This is a genomic window from Paenibacillus taiwanensis DSM 18679, from assembly GCF_000425125.1.
GTDB lineage: Bacteria > Bacillota > Bacilli > Paenibacillales > Paenibacillaceae > Paenibacillus_B > Paenibacillus_B taiwanensis.
The window spans coordinates 40,911-55,996 of sequence record NZ_AULE01000002.1; the positions used below are offsets into that span (position 1 = coordinate 40,911).

At 46.3% G+C, this 15,086-nt stretch carries 15 protein-coding genes; all 15 read right to left on the reverse strand.

Features of this window, described 5'->3' with window-relative positions; all coding sequences use genetic code 11:
* Positions 1–55: 55 nt before the first annotated feature.
* On the reverse strand, positions 56–580 hold the full coding sequence (locus H509_RS0100790; RefSeq protein WP_245595951.1) for a GNAT family N-acetyltransferase: 525 nt from the start codon (positions 578–580) through the stop codon (positions 56–58).
* Positions 581–631: 51 nt separating this feature from the next.
* Positions 632–1,294: a DUF2306 domain-containing protein gene (locus H509_RS23915; protein WP_051286741.1), complete on the reverse strand. Its 663-nt coding sequence runs from the start codon at positions 1,292–1,294 to the stop codon at positions 632–634.
* Between the two features lie 244 nt (positions 1,295–1,538).
* Positions 1,539–2,528 (reverse strand): ABC transporter substrate-binding protein, encoded by a 990-nt coding sequence (locus H509_RS0100800; protein WP_028543391.1) that lies wholly within the window; start codon positions 2,526–2,528, stop codon positions 1,539–1,541.
* An 86-nt stretch (positions 2,529–2,614) separates the two neighbouring features.
* Positions 2,615–4,246: an ABC transporter substrate-binding protein gene (locus H509_RS0100805; protein WP_036695763.1), complete on the reverse strand. Its 1,632-nt coding sequence runs from the start codon at positions 4,244–4,246 to the stop codon at positions 2,615–2,617.
* Positions 4,247–4,475: 229 nt separating this feature from the next.
* Entirely contained in the window at positions 4,476–5,015 is a 540-nt protein-coding gene (locus tag H509_RS23920) for a hypothetical protein (protein ID WP_051286742.1), read from the reverse strand.
* A gap of 47 nt (positions 5,016–5,062) precedes the next feature.
* A complete protein-coding gene (locus H509_RS0100815; protein WP_281169711.1) occupies positions 5,063–6,079 on the reverse strand; it encodes an ABC transporter ATP-binding protein in 1,017 nt (338 codons plus the stop codon).
* Complete coding sequence (locus tag H509_RS0100820) at positions 6,076–7,071, reverse strand: ABC transporter ATP-binding protein (protein WP_028543394.1); 996 nt, start codon at positions 7,069–7,071, stop codon at positions 6,076–6,078. The genes H509_RS0100815 and H509_RS0100820 overlap by 4 nt, the downstream gene beginning before the upstream one ends.
* Positions 7,072–7,094: 23 nt before the next feature.
* Complete coding sequence (locus tag H509_RS0100825; protein ID WP_028543395.1) at positions 7,095–7,940, reverse strand: ABC transporter permease; 846 nt, start codon at positions 7,938–7,940, stop codon at positions 7,095–7,097.
* Between the two features lie 5 nt (positions 7,941–7,945).
* Entirely contained in the window at positions 7,946–8,896 is a 951-nt protein-coding gene (locus H509_RS0100830; RefSeq protein WP_028543396.1) for an ABC transporter permease, read from the reverse strand.
* 47 nt (positions 8,897–8,943) lie between these two features.
* The gene (locus H509_RS0100835; protein ID WP_028543397.1) at positions 8,944–10,524 is read right to left on the reverse strand and encodes an ABC transporter substrate-binding protein; all 1,581 of its coding nucleotides are present in this window, start codon (positions 10,522–10,524) and stop codon (positions 8,944–8,946) included.
* A gap of 150 nt (positions 10,525–10,674) precedes the next feature.
* Entirely contained in the window at positions 10,675–11,127 is a 453-nt protein-coding gene (locus tag H509_RS0100840) for a MarR family winged helix-turn-helix transcriptional regulator (RefSeq protein ID WP_028543398.1), read from the reverse strand.
* A 616-nt stretch (positions 11,128–11,743) separates the two neighbouring features.
* Positions 11,744–12,571 carry a type II CAAX endopeptidase family protein gene (locus H509_RS26550; protein ID WP_051286743.1) on the reverse strand — a complete coding sequence of 276 codons (828 nt, stop codon included), beginning with the start codon at positions 12,569–12,571 and terminating at the stop codon, positions 11,744–11,746.
* Positions 12,564–13,133, reverse strand: a complete 570-nt coding sequence (locus H509_RS26555) for a PadR family transcriptional regulator (protein WP_051286744.1) — start codon at positions 13,131–13,133, stop codon at positions 12,564–12,566. Before H509_RS26555 ends, H509_RS26550 begins: the two co-directional genes overlap by 8 nt.
* A 320-nt stretch (positions 13,134–13,453) precedes the next feature.
* Positions 13,454–14,386: a sulfurtransferase gene (locus tag H509_RS0100855; protein WP_028543399.1), complete on the reverse strand. Its 933-nt coding sequence runs from the start codon at positions 14,384–14,386 to the stop codon at positions 13,454–13,456.
* Between the two features lie 206 nt (positions 14,387–14,592).
* The gene (locus H509_RS0100860) at positions 14,593–14,901 is read right to left on the reverse strand and encodes a DUF7167 family protein (protein WP_028543400.1); all 309 of its coding nucleotides are present in this window, start codon (positions 14,899–14,901) and stop codon (positions 14,593–14,595) included.
* Positions 14,902–15,086: the final 185 nt, after the last annotated feature.

Consider the following 15,086-nt stretch of genomic DNA (forward strand, 5'->3'; position numbering starts at 1 on the left):
AATTACCGCAAATGAACACGTACCATCATGATGTCATCGAGCCTCAAACGGTTCATTACGCTCTATCCTCTGTCGTAATGGCAAACAAAGCATGATCTTCCCATACCCCGTTAATGTTTAAATAACGCAAGGCTAGACCCTCTTCGCGGAACCCTGCCTTCTCTAGCACACGCTTGGACGGAACGTTACGTGGCATCACACCTGCCTGGATTCGATGCAGGCTCAAATGATCAAACGCATAGTTGACACAGAAAGACACAGCCGCAGTAGCATATCCTTTACCGTTATGGTGTTGATCAAGAAAATACCCTATATTAGCATTTTGATGCGGTCCTCGAGCAATGGCTGACAACTCGATTTTTCCGATCAGTTGATTCTCCGAACGGGCAAATATCCCAAAAGCATACGCTTGACCCGCTTCAGCTGCTTTTACTTTAGAAGTAAGTATTCTCTGCTGTTCTTCAAGCGTATAATGATTGTCCTCATACAGCGGCTCAAAAGGCTGAAGAAACTGACGGTTACTTTTCCTTAAATGAAGAAGTGACTCAGCATCATCGACAGTTAAAAGCCTCATATCCATCTCTTTATGCAGCATCCCTCTTGATTTCCTCCATCCTCTACATCCTATTTCTTAATACGATGAAGCTCTACCGTGCATCTTAACTGCATACATGCGCCTTATAATTGCCTCGGCTATAAGCAAATTCGGCAACCAACACAACCAAGCGATGACCCCAAATGTGTCGTTGGTGTCGGTGTAGCCGAACAGTACCGCGCCTAATGGAATATAAACTCTCAGTGATATGGCCGCACAGGAAAGTGCATAATTACGAATCATCCATCGCCCATGCTCGACCGGTTCACGATCTATAAATAAGCTGTACAAGCTGCGGTAAAGCGTAAACAACCAGAAGCTAGACAGCATCGCGAAGCCAGCTTTTGCGATCCAGCCTCCATCCGCATACCACGATAAGTACAGCCCAGTTACCCCTCCAACTATTATCATAACCGTATAAAGGATGCCGATGGTGCGATGGACTAGAGGTCTGCGAAGCCGCAAACGTCGCCTAAATTGCAGCCACCCAATGGCCAAGCCGACTCCTGCGCAAAGTGCGTGCAGCCATAAAATAGCATACCACAGCTCCGGCAAACTTTTTTTACCCATCACAAAAGGCTGTTCGCGGATACTTGCAGGTGAGCCATACAGCATAAAAGCATACGTCCCTATCAAGATCGCCAGAAAAGCGAGCATACCAAAGGCCCACTTGTGAGCGAATGTAAATTTACTCGGCAAATTCCATCCCTCCCTCTTTGTAAGCTTTTTTAAGCTTATAGCCCCTATGTTACCTCATATTACCATTAAACTGTAAGCTCGTGATATAGCCTTGAGACGGAGCGCAGCTCAGTCAAAAGTCTTAGTAAGCTCACAACAAAGGGTGCGTCCGCAGAGGGAGGTCTGTGTGTACGCAAACAAGAACGCTCCATCATCCTGATCACTGCTTACCGCAGCATTCGAATGTGAAGCGCTCTCGGATCATTTATTTAGCTGACTTCGTGAGCCACTCCGCTAGTTCCTCCGTCTGTGCAAGGACCGCGAGCGGATCATAGTACCAGGAACGCTCTTCTGGCCATACGTAGATGCGCCCATTCTTGACTGCTGGCAGACTCGACCAGATCGTATCCGCTTTAAAATCTGCTACAGTCCGTTCATTTGAAGTCATAATAATATAGTCACCTGCATATTTGTCCAACACTTCGGCTGATATTTCAGCCCATTGTTTCTTCATAATCTCATCCGCAATTCCGCCCGGAGGCTTGCGTCCCAATGCCTGATAGGTCGGTTGTCCGCCCCGTCCAAAGTTATCTCCATATACTAAAATCCGCTTGCCCGCATCTTCCATAATCGAAAACGAAGCGTCAGCAGGAATGACGGCATCCACCTTGGCCTTGGCTTCCTTAATGCGACGGTCATATTCAGCCAACCATGCCTCGGCTTCTTTTTCCTTGCCAAAAAGAGCTCCAAAATAGGTTAATTCCTCATGAACATTTTTTAATTGTCCATAGGGGATTACTAGGGTTGGAGCAATTTTGCTCAGCAGCTCATAGCTATCCTTATTGCCCGTAATAATGAGGTCCGGATTCAGACTCATAATACGTTCAGCCGAAGGCTTACCGTACACACCACTATCTTCAACACTAGCGAGTGCTTCCTTAAAGTAATAATTTTTGATGGTTAATTCCGGCGCACCTACTGGAATTACTTCCAAGGCGATCAAACTCCCCAAGTACTCCTCCGCAACGATCCGCTGCGGGTGAACCGGAACTTCAATGTCACCGTTAATAGTAGAGATCGTCTTGACCTCCCCTGCTTGTGGGGTCACTGCTTTATCGGAGGGTAATTTCGTCCCACCTGCATCACTATTTGATGACGGCGTGTTCCCGCAACCCGATAATACAAATCCTGCAACAAATACAACGGATAAGATAAAAGCTAGGAAGCGTCTGCTGCCCTGCTGTGTTATACGCAATGTAATTCCTCCTCGTTATGAATGATAATGATTATCATTCATAACTTTACAACGAAGTCAGGGATTAGGCCATGCCTTAAAGTGATCTATCTTCTTATATTATTGTGATGTGAACCACTGAGCACCTGCACCAGTTCATGAAGCTGCGCGAGCGAGGAAAGCGGATCATACCCGCAAAACAATTCCGCATCATTTAATAGGTACACCTGATTCTGTTGTACAGCCTTTAGTGCTTGCCACCTTGCCGACGCAAATAACCGTTCTAGCTTCTCTTGACTAGCAGTAGAGGACGGCAGCTCCGTTATTATAATATAGTCCGCAGGGTAGTTTGCTATCGCCTCTAATTCCACTTCCACAAACCCCCTGGATACGATCCCTTCTTCTATCAGCTGTTCTGGCATACAAAAACCTAGATCGTCGTATAGAATTTGACATCCCCTGCCATAACTGCTGCTAAAGCAATAGGCCTTGTGCTTTCCGATTTCCCATACAATAACCGTGCCCCGACTACCTAATTGGTGGTCCAGCGACTCGTTTGAGACACGCACGAGATCGTCAAATCGTTGCAGCCACTCTTCAGCTTGCGCGCGCCGTTCAACAATATCGGCTAGAAGACGGAACTGCTCACGCCAACTCATCGTCATAAATGGCAGTTCTACCACGGGAGCCAAAGGCAGTAAGCTTTTGTTCTCTGGTGCCGTGTTGTAACTAATGATCACATCAGGCTGTGAAGAAGCTACTGCTTCATAATAGGCAGCGGGTGTGCTGTCATATGGATCTAGCTTCTGTATTTTTCCTGAGGCTTGCTGCACCCGCTCTAGCCAAGACGTATAAACACCAATCTCCGGTGTAACGCCAAGCGCCAGCAAACTGGCTGTATGATTCAGATTCAACGCTGCAATACGCTTTTTCTTCCGTAAATAATGGGTAGGTGATAGTCCGACAGCCTCTTTGAATTTCCGGCTCAAATAAGCTCCTTCTTTATAGCCAACCTCCTGCGCCAGCACATGTAAGCTGGACATGCCAGTCAAGAGCTGACGCTGGGCACTTCGTATTCGAATCAAGGTTAAATAGCCATTAAAGGTACGCCCTGTATACTTTCGAAACATACGTGAAAAATGCTCTGGGCTTACGTCTGATTGGTCTGCCATCTGCTCGCGTGTCAACTCCTCCCGATAGTGGGCCTCCATGTAGCACAGGGCTTTTTCTAGCCATGAATTAGGAGAAGACCCCTGTCTGGATGCTAACTCCTCGTGCAGTGCTGTTAGCAGCTCTGTAAAAAGCTGCTGCAACCTGAACGGACCGCCCAATTGTGGTTCCCTCCAAATCATACCTATCTCCCCAGACAACCTCATGATGGCGCTGGGACAACGATGTATCGGCACAGGAGAATCCAACCCTTGCGAACCAGCCGCATGAACGGAGATACAACGGCACATGATGACAATACCATGTAGGTCGGCATCGGGCTTCATGTATAGATGAGGCAAAGACGAGCCATTACAAAGAAACACACTGCCTCTGGACATCTGGTGTTCACACCCATTAACAGCTAGTGTTCCTGTCCCACCCCACACGATAATGATGCAACCATCGTTCGGAACGTCAACCTGATTGCCGCAAAAGCTACTCGTATTTAATGGTTCGACTTGAGTGGGCATATAAAAGTAATGAGCAGGCGAAACTATTTTCGTGTTTGTAGTAGCAGACGTAAGCATCGTTCTATCTCCTGATAGGGAATAATATTTGGCTAACCTTACAATTGGTTTCGTATTCATTCTGCATATCCTTGTTAGTCATTTCCCTCATTATAAATGATAAACATTCTCAATTATAGTGAAAAATCGACTTATTCTACGCCAATACAAAGATAAAGAGCCCCATAATTGTTATGGGACCCCTCGGGAAAATAGCTGAACAGCCAGATGAACTGGCAAACAAGCTTCATTACATATTTCTTTTGAATTGTTGATATACAGTCGCAAGCTCCGACCGAATAACTAAAGTTAACGTCCGAAGTTCGCCTTTTGCCACAGACGGCATACCAACACCACTGCTGTCCGTCACCAGCAGCGCGCGGTCTACAAGCGCGCCTTGTTCTATTATGACCCAGTTGTCAGCTAGCGTTTCACCTAATACTCGAACCTGTTCATCATTTAGCTGTACTTGCTCCAACCGACCCGTCAATACTTCGTAATCCACCTTCGGCTCAAGGCCAAATCTTTCTTGTAACCAAATCTGTACTCCCCCTGGTGTATTAAATTTCATTTGATAGCCAAAACGGACTGCATCCTCTAACCGTTCATGATGAGTACGGGCATAGGTCACAAACTCGTCATAGCTGTAATATTGAGCAGCAGCAACTTGTAAGGGGGCAGTGTCACCCGTTGTAATACAAGTAAGCAGATCAGCATCAGTAACGTTAAAGCGTCGTGCCCGCTCTAGCAAAATAGCGGTATGCTGCGAAAGTTTGATATCGGGGTTCATCTTGTTCATTCTCCTTTTGGCCGTACTGCTTTAATTTAGTGGGAAGATCATTCATGCAAATGGCACGCCGCATAATGGCCTGGGGCAATACGTTTAAGCACCGGTTCTTCTTCACCGCATCGGCGGGAGGCATATGGGCAACGAGACCGGAATTTGCAGCCGATAGCAGCATCGATTGGACTTGGCAATTCACCTTGCAGCAGCCTATCGGTTGGCATTAAGACTTTCGGATCTGGAATTGGAATTGCCGCAAGAAGTGCTTCAGTATAAGGATGTGCGGGATGTGTATACAGTTCCTCACTAAAGGAGACCTCCACCAGCTTGCCCATATACATCACACCAATGCGATTCGAAATATGGCGCACCATTGACAGGTCATGCGCAATAAACAAATAGGTCAACCCCAGTTCCTGCTGAAGATCCTCCAGCATGTTGACTACTTGAGCCTGCACAGATACATCCAGTGCCGAAATCGGCTCATCACACAGTACAAACTCTGGACCCGAAGCAATCGATCTTGCAATGCTTATGCGCTGCCTTTGCCCCCCACTAAATTCGTGGGGATAGCGATCTGCATGCTCGCGCTTTAATCCTACTCGTTCCAACAACTCAATAACGCGGTCGCGCCGATTGGAGCGGCTGTATCCGCCATAAATCTCTAATGGCTCGCTAATCAGTTCCATTACGTTCATGCCGGGATTCAACGAAGAATAGGGGTCTTGGAAAATCGCCTGCATTTTCTGCCGATAGGGCTTAAGCTGCCTCTCATTCATGCCAGCCAAGTCGATCCCCTCATAGCAAATTTCACCTGAGGTAATATCAAAAAGTCGAATGACACTGCGCCCCGTCGTCGACTTTCCACAACCTGACTCTCCCACAAGACCGAACGTTTCGCCGCGATGAATATGAAAGCTGACATCGTCAACCGCTTTAAGTACCTTCGTTGTTCTCCCGAACAAAGATTTCTCAATGGTAAAATGCTTCGCTAATCTGCGGACTTCCAGTAACGGTGTCTTACCTGTTCTCGCTTGCCCACGTCCTTCCAACAAACTGTTATCGCTCACTGTAGTCCCTCCTGGCGTTCGCTCTTTCGTGCCACCGTAAGCCAGCAGAGCGATCGATGTCCTGGTTTTGATTCTACATATGGGGGTAGTATGAGGCATTCACTCGACGCTTGCGGGCATCTTTCCATAAATGGACAGCCCGAAGGTGGATTAAGCAAGTTGGGCGGCGAACCTTCAATAGGAACCAGTCGCTCACGCCGTCCCTCGCGCATCCTCGGTATCGAACGCAGCAGCCCTTTGGTATAAGGATGCTGCGGGGCACTAAAGATATCCTCCACTGTCCCTTCTTCCATAATCAGACCACCGTACATGACAATAACACGAGAGCATACTTGTGCCACCACACCCAAATCATGCGTAATCAGCAGTACCGACGTACCTGTTGTTTTGCACAGGTTTGTTAATAAGGCAAGAATTTGCGCCTGAATAGTCACATCAAGCGCGGTTGTTGGCTCGTCCGCAACAAGCAAGTCCGGCTTGCAGGACAAAGCCATAGCAATCATAACCCGCTGGCGCATTCCGCCGCTGAACTCGTGCGGATATTGATCAATTCGAATCTCCGGCGAGGGGATGCCAACTTGTCTTAGCCATTCAATCGCTTCCTGACGTGCGTGCCGCCTGCTCAACTTTTGATGACGCCTTAGCACCTCGGTTAATTGCGCGCCTACTGTCAACACTGGATTAAGCGACGTCATAGGGTCCTGAAAGATCATCGCCACCTGATGACCTCGGACTTTACGCAGCTTCTCTTCTGGCAAGCTAAGCAAATCCACTCCTCGCAGCTTCGATTGACCGCCCACGATTTGACCGGAAGGGGGTATTAGGCGTAAGAGCGATTTAGCTGTGACACTTTTGCCGCTCCCTGATTCCCCGACAATACCAATCAGCTCACCCTCCTTGATCGAGAAGCTGACACCTCTGACCGCCTGCACCTCACCGTCACGAGTAAAAAAAGAGGTCCGCAATTGATCAACAGATAACAACTCAGTCATGGTCCTCACTCCATTAGTCATATTTATCGCCGATTCACTTTCGGTTCAAATGCGGCGCGAAACACATCACCCAAGTAGTTAAAGGCTAACACTGTCGTTAAAATAAGCAGCCCAGGAAACAACGCAAGCGTAGGGTTTTCCCCGATATAACCTTTGGCGTTGTTTAACATGCTGCCCCAAGATGCATCTGGTGGACTAATGCCAAGCCCAAGAAAGCTGAGCGACGATTCCATCATAATAACACCTGCAATATTAAGCGTTGCGGCGACCACAATTGTAGGCACAATACTCGGAATAATATGACGAAAAATAATACGGAAGGTGCTTTGCCCCGATACTCGCGCGTACAGCACATACTCCCGCTCTTTAACTGATATCGTCTCCGCCCTTACGATACGTGAGATCGACATCCAGCTTAACAAGCCAATGATGAGCACAATGGTGACCACTCCTGGCTTCAAGTAAGCATTTAATATGAGCATGAGGAAAAAGGAAGGCAGCGACATGCCAATGTCGATACTTCTCATTAGGAAAGTGTCCAGCTTGCCGCCGAAATACCCGCTGATCGCCCCAATTATTGTGCCGATCGTAACGGATACCAACATGGCAAGTATGCCAACGCTCAACGAGACTCTGGCACCATACAAAGCACGTGCAAAGTAATCGCGCCCGTTATCATCTGTGCCAAACCAATGCTGTCCGCTTGGAGGGAGCAGCCTCTCATCCAGATGAATCGTATTCGGGTCGTGCGGTGCAAGTGGCGCAGCTAGCGCCGCCAACACATATATTCCTAATATAATCAAGGCGATCAAAGCCGACTTTTGTGTCCGAAGCTGACTAACAAGCAGTGTCCATCTCATTCGGTTCATCTTGTTCACCTCATCGATTTAATTCGGGGATCAACCACACCATACATCATATCAGCTAGCAGATTTCCAAATATAAGTAAAAATGACGACATCATCGTGATCCCCATAATCATCGGATAATCAAGACTAAAGACGGCGTTGATGCCAAGGGAGCCCATACCAGGCCACGAAAAAATACTTTCTACAATAAAAGCACCCGTTATAATCTCTGGCAGTGACAAGCCTAATATAGTAATAACGGGAAGAAGTACATTACGTAATACGTGTCGGAACAAAATAACCGTGCTCGTTGATCCGTAAGCATACTGGATATTTACATAGTCCTCTTCCAACTGGCTGATCGTGCTAGAACGAATGTAACGCATAAATACAGCGATGCTCGTAATACTGAGCACAAGACATGGCATCACACCGTGCAGAATCACATCCCAGACTGAATTTACACCGATGGTCCGCATCCCAAGACTAGGCAGCCAGTGAAGTTGGATTGAAAATACATAAATTAGAATCATGGCAAACCATAAGCCAGGCAGCGAAATTCCAATATAAGACAAAAAACTGAGCACACGGTCTATCGGCTTGTTTTTGTTCAGTGCGGCGACTAATCCAAGCGTAATGCCGATAATTAACGAGAGCACCAAAGAACATCCCATCAGCCCAAGTGTTGCTGGAATACGCTCTACTATGAGATCAAGCACAGGTCTATGATTGATCAGGGAATAGCCTAAATTACCTGTCAGAACATTTTGCAACCAATACGCATATTGCAAATACAAGGGCTGATCTAGTCCCATACTGGCTCTAATTCGCTCTATATCGTCGGGACTCATGTTTGGCGTGACAAACGACATAACAGGATCACCAGGAGCTAGGCGAATAAGCGCAAATGAAACTATTGAGATAAATAGAAGCATCGGAATAAGCTGAAGCAATCGTCGTAGTAAATACTTTTTCAACTGTTACTCCTTCTGGACAGCGCTCCCTTCGCCCATCCGTTGTAGTCTTATTTCTGCTTGTATAACTTCGCAAAATCATCAAACATTACGACAGGCTTCGCTACAGCTTCCTCTATGCCAGCAAATCGAGCATCAATCGCGATGATAGACTTGCCATAAGCTATTGGGTAAGTGGTCACTTCCCGTGCTGACAACTCTTGAATTTGTCCATACAGCTGTGCGCGTTTGTTGGCATCCGTTTCAACCGCAGCTTGCTGCCACCATTGATCGAACTGCTCATTTTTGTAATGTGAATAATTGTAAGCCGCATCACTTAAGTACAGTACCTTATAAGCATCCGGCTCAAATCCCATACTGTAACCGCCAAAGGACATGTCATAGTCCGTATTGTCTTTGTTTAGCGCCTTCTTGCCAAGCGCCGCTCCATCCAGTGGAATCAGCTCTACCTGAATACCGACCTCTTTTAATTTCTGCTGCAAGTAGAGCGCCATATTGGTTTCCGGCGTACTCGCGCTAAAGTAAGCAAATCGAATCTTCAACCCTTCCGCTCCAGCTGCCTTTAGTAATGCCTTCGACTTGTCTTTGTCATAAGGGTAAGTAGGCAGCTCTTTCTTTACATACAAGGTGTCAGGCGAAAAAATAGACGCCGCCGGCTCTGCAAACTCCGTTGAGGAAAAGCCTGCTTGAATTAGCTCTTGCTTATCAAGTGCATGCACGATGGCTTGCCGTACTTCCTTCTGTTTCATCCTGTCGATATTCATGTTAAACACCATCGTAGTTACGCCACCCGATGGGAACATCATTAGCTTTGCATGGCCCGCAGCTTTTACTTTGGCATAATCCTGTGGCTCCACACGCAGCATGTTAAGCTCGCCATTCTGAAGCGCAAGCACAGCCGAATTATTTTCCTTGGCGATACGGAATGTAATTGAATCTAGCTTGGATTTCTCGGAAAAATAAGTGTCCGCACGTTCCACAAGAACATATTCACCTGCACGGTACTCTTTAAATTTGAAGGGACCTGATCCGACAGGACTATAATTTTTGTCGCTTTTCTCCAGATCTGCTTCACCCTCAAATATATGTTTCGGAATCGGAACGATCTGGACGAGCGCGCTTTCGAACGCCGCCGAAGCCTGTGGCAGCACAAATTCGATAGTTCGCTCGTCAGCTTTGTTCACCTTTATTGGCTTACCGTCAAGCACAAACGAGCTGCGAAAATAGCTATGCTGCTTCTCATCAAGGATGCTGTTAAAGGTAAACAGAACATCGTCCGCAGTTAACGGCTGCCCATCATGCCAGACTAGTCCTGCGCGCAGCTTGAGCGTAAATTTCTTTAAATCTTTCGCAGCGGTCAAACTTTCGGCCAATACGAATTTCTTCTCTCCGTTGTTCACACTTAATAAAGGGGCATACAATGCGTTATTAATCGTTAGAGACATACTGTCGCCCGCATAAATCGGGTTAAATGTCTTCGGATCATCCTTAATCGCGATAATCAGATTGCCTCCCTCCCCCGACAAGCCACCTTTATCAGTAGTAACAACTGGATATGAACTGCATGCACCCGCAAACAACGACACCAAAAGAAGAACAATAGCAGCGCGTAGACCTCTTTTTCTCAACATAAATCTGCCTCCCTAACATTTAGTGAACCTTTATGAGCACAGCATGATAGTTCCATTTGGGCTACTACAAACATTTAATTCTTATAATATTTATTTGTTTACTTGGTTATTTAGTTAAAAAAATTTGCACCCCCGCTCCTTATGTTTAAGTTATTCTGTTTTTTCTTTAAGTACTTTTTCAAGTAATTGATCAAGCTTGTTTAAGCCTAGCAAAATATCGTTTAGATCCTCTTGCGATGCATGTTTGACAAACAATTGCTGAAAATCCCTTACGTTGGCCTTAATGTCCCGCATTCGCTCTTGTGCTTTATCGGTTAACTGAATCTTGACCACCCGCTGGTCATCTTTCATTCGAACCCTGCTTACCAATTCCATATTTTCGAGTCGAGAACATACCGCCGACACATTACTATCTACCATATTCAGGACAGCACCAATGTCCCCCACTCTTAAAGGACCTTCATTCTCTAGCAAAAGTAAAATGTTGATCGAGGGAGCCGTAAGATTTTGCGGTGCATAAAATTGATTAACGATCTTTGAATGTTTAGTATCTATGACACGCAGCAAACTACCAATTTGTACACAAGATTCAATGGGTTCCATACATTCTCCTTGCTGGTCCGACATTTATTTATCTCGATAAATATTTCTACAATAATTAAATAGTAAACGGTTACGATTTCGCCGTCAATCATTTTATGGAAATTTTTTTGTAGCGTATATCACCTTACCCCCATTCATCCTTCGTTATACGATGAGTACTGGAAACACCTGATTGAGGAATTTACCTAGTAGCCTGTTTGAGCTTAAATTTGCTGACCTATTTTCTTGTAGAATAAAAGAGCCGGTACTGCCCTCAAATTTAATGTCAATCGTCTGAGTAGCTTGTTTAGTATATTTAAGCGTACCGTCTTCGTTTAGTACGTAATCCAATAAGGTGCAGGATCGTGGAGTCTTATTGTTAAATTGAATTTGCACGGTTTCACCAAGCGCCACGTATGGCATCGTTAGACTAGAATCTTTTAGGATCGTTTGGAACAGCTCTGTATTTACATCATCTTAGATGTCTACAATCCTTGACTTCACCGCGGAAGATAGCTCGATGCTGCCTGCTTGGACAGTCAAATCTGGTATCCCTTGTAAACTTCCTTAGAACCGCTGCAAGCCGACAACAGAAATAGCAGAACTACACTTAGCAATATCAATCTAACAGGACAGCTTAAACACTTGCTTTAGCGTCCCTCTGGGGCCCCTCCGTTAGAGCGTATTTCGACGGCTCCTTTAACCTCGATACAAGTCCAAAGCCAAAGATCACCAGCGCGATAGCAAATACAGCATATGACAAAGTCGAAGCTTTGGGTGCATACAAACCTACATAAGAAATAGCATTAAACGAAGCGTGGAACAGAACAGCCAAAATCACACTCGAAGTTCGCACATAAAGCCAAGTTAATATGGCACTGTAGCCTATTAGCTCGATCATATAAATGGCAAAGTTGTTGCCGTATTGCCCTGAGTCAGGAATGAAAAACAGTGGAATATGCCAAAGGGTCCAGGCCACACCAACGATCAGCGTGGAGCGATAGTAACCAAGTCGGACTAACAAGCTAGGGAGAAGCAGGCCGCGCCACCCTAACTCCTCCAATCCTCCAAATACAATGGAGCTGAACAAAGCTGGTAAAAATGTGTAGAAGGCCCTTATTTCATAGCTACGCATGCCTTCAGGTTCGAGTATAAAGCCAAAAATGTATCCGAGCCCCCCTAACAGGATAGGCAATCCAATGGCTATTGCCAGCCATCGCCAACCGAAGTTCCAACGAAATTGTTGATGGTACGTTTTAAATCCACCGTGCTTCTTGGTACAGGCGATCGCGAGGTAAGCACTAATTGTAGGCCCCATCAATCCTAGCAGCATTAAAACTCCCATATGGTCGGAAAAATTAAGGGTGCTGTCAATTCGATGGATGTAGATGGCATAAATGGTCCATGAAACGTACGTCAAGACATAAGTGAACAACAAATACAAGCCTGTTCGTTGCTTACTCATGTTGCGTCCCTCCATGATTGAGCTGTTCCAATATAGTTAAAGTCTCGGTGCCCCATTCTACATTCGCACGGAAAGTATAACGGCCCTTTTTCAAGCTAATCAACCAGTACAAAGCATCTGATTCCGCCTGCAACCGCTCTGGAGGGAGATATTGTTGTTCTATAGCATCCAGTTGGCCTAAAAGAGTCTTATTCCACTCGACATAAGCATGGAGGGCAGACTTCAACTTGTCTGAATTTCCCCGGGCACTGAAAAAAATTCGTAAAACGAAGGCGTCGCGCACTTTAAGCGAATCTTGGAAATGGTACTCGTTTAGCCAATGCACCAATTCTTGAACTCCGCTGTCGGAGATAGCATACTGCTTTTTATTCGGTTTGCCCTCCTGAGGAATGATTGTTGAAGTGACATACCCATTCTTCTCCAAATCCCCAAGCTCCCGATACACCTGGCTTTGCTGGGCATGCCACATGAAGCTGAGCGAAGTATTGAAATCGTTGCTGAGCTCATATCCGGTCATCGGGCCGTTTGCAAGTAATCCTAATATTCCATGCTTTAAAGACATAGGGACCTCCTTAATAGAAGCTTTCTGGCTTCTTTATTACTATACATGTATAGTATTATACTTGTATAGTATAGTCAAACAAATTTTATATTCATCTACATATCCGATTGACAAGCACTCCTTATGCTTCCCAGCACAATAAAAAACACCCATCCCTTATAGGATGAGTGCAGAGAATGACCCCAGTATCCACGTACTTCGAACGTGGTTTTATTAAATCTATAAATACGTTCCATACGTACCTAATTGATAAGCGAAGCATCGGAAGGTGTTGTCGGTCCTAATAAATGAGGGACACTAAAATGTAGAAACAAGCCTTTCTAATCTTCCCCTACTGCCACCGGATTCCCGCTATACGAAATCCAATCGCTCCAGCTTCCTGCGTACAGCTTGGCATTCGTATACCCAGCTTGCCAAAGCGCAAGCACGTTCGGGCAGGCCGTGACGCCTGAGCCACAGTAGACGATCACCTCATCTGCATCCCCTACGATGCTGCTCCACCGAGCTTGCTGCTCAGCCGCGGGCCGCCAGCGCCCCGCTTCATCGAGGCTTTGCTGCCAGAACACATTAACTGCACCGGGAATATGTCCGGCTTTCGGGTCTATCGGCTCTATTTCCCCGCGATAGCGGGGCGATTCACGGGAATCGACGAGCCTTACGCGCGAGTCCCCGAGCTTGGACGCCACTTCTTCCATACTCGCAACAAGATGATCGCGTACACGAGGTGTATAGCTGCTCGTTACCCCCGAACTTGAACTTGCCACTCCAGCGGACCAATTCTCCAACACGCGCCCCGCTTCTGCCTGCTCCAAAGGGTAACCCGCCTGTTCCCACGCCTGGATACCTCCATCAAGCAGCAGAACTTCGCCCTCGTGCCCTAGCCATTGCAGCAGCCACCACAACCGGCTTGCGTTAGCGCCGCCTTGCGCATCGTAGGCTACAACCACACTCTCGTGTGTTATCCCCGCTTCTGTTAGCAGCTGCGCCAACACATGCGGCTGAGGTAATGGATGACGACCGCCATGCTCCGCTTTTGGCGCTGACAAATCCCGATCCAGGTCGAAATATACGGCACCAGGAAGATGTCCCTCCTTATATGCTGCTTGTCCACGTTCTGGCTCCATCAGCCAAAATCGGCAATCCACAATTGCAACTGCACTTGCTGCGTGCTCTTGTTTGCATTGTCCACCCATTCGGCCTGCAATTCTGTTGTAAAGTTCCTCTGCGCGTATGATCGGTGATAATAATGACATCGTCATATCCCCTTCCCATGCTCTACTTATGATCTTCACACTTAACACCAGGACACCAGATTGGTTAAGTTAGTTTGTTAGTTTTAGTTAGGTTAGTTAGATTCAGCTTAGTTTAGGTGTAGATTAGTTAGATCAGGCTCGCTTAGCTTCCAGAATAGGACGATTCAATTTAGAAGTCCTGCCTATCTACACATCTACCTATCTACTTATGCCTCCGATGAGTCTACCAACTGCACCTTGGCAATAACCTCATTTTGTTTCATTACTTCAATAACATGAAATTGCCGATCATGCTGTGCACTTCCGCTTCCAATAAATAAAATAGGCTCCTGCCCTAATCCATAAAATAAATCGTCTGCCAGCGCTTCCAACACCTCATTGCGCTCTTCTTCACTCATTGCTTGCCAGTCCTCCGACTCCATCTCAAAAAAAGAGTAACTGTCCGGTATCTGACCTATTGCTGCGGCTAATTCCTGCAAAATATCTTTATAGGGTCTAGTAAAAGGCATGCCCATTTCTATTCGCTCCTTTATACTGCATTACAAATTACTTCGTATTGTAGCATAATGCCCATCTTACACCAATGCGAAGTCTAACTTTACAGAACGGTTCAAGCTAGACGTCTAAATTTTTGGTGCTATTTTGCCGATAAATAGGATGTTGCATCATTTTTTCTATAATGACGGTGAATACCGTCGAA

Bases quoted from the DNA above. Each gene is read 5' to 3' on its own strand.
- H509_RS23920 (WP_051286742.1), bottom strand. From the start codon at position 5,015: ATGAACCCCGATATCAAACTTTCGCAGCATACCGCTATTTTGCTAGAG.
- H509_RS0100840 (WP_028543398.1), bottom strand. From the start codon at position 11,127: ATGGAACCCATTGAATCTTGTGTACAAATTGGTAGTTTGCTGCGTGTC.
- H509_RS0100820 (WP_028543394.1), bottom strand. From the start codon at position 7,071: ATGACTGAGTTGTTATCTGTTGATCAATTGCGGACCTCTTTTTTTACT.
- H509_RS0100860 (WP_028543400.1), bottom strand. From the start codon at position 14,901: ATGGGCATGCCTTTTACTAGACCCTATAAAGATATTTTGCAGGAATTA.
- H509_RS0100825 (WP_028543395.1), bottom strand. From the start codon at position 7,940: ATGAACCGAATGAGATGGACACTGCTTGTTAGTCAGCTTCGGACACAA.
- H509_RS0100835 (WP_028543397.1), bottom strand. From the start codon at position 10,524: ATGTTGAGAAAAAGAGGTCTACGCGCTGCTATTGTTCTTCTTTTGGTG.
- H509_RS0100855 (WP_028543399.1), bottom strand. From the start codon at position 14,386: ATGTCATTATTATCACCGATCATACGCGCAGAGGAACTTTACAACAGA.
- H509_RS0100790 (WP_245595951.1), bottom strand. From the start codon at position 580: ATGGATATGAGGCTTTTAACTGTCGATGATGCTGAGTCACTTCTTCAT.
- H509_RS0100805 (WP_036695763.1), bottom strand. From the start codon at position 4,246: ATGCTTACGTCTGCTACTACAAACACGAAAATAGTTTCGCCTGCTCAT.
- H509_RS26550 (WP_051286743.1), bottom strand. From the start codon at position 12,571: ATGAGTAAGCAACGAACAGGCTTGTATTTGTTGTTCACTTATGTCTTG.
- H509_RS26555 (WP_051286744.1), bottom strand. From the start codon at position 13,133: ATGTCTTTAAAGCATGGAATATTAGGATTACTTGCAAACGGCCCGATG.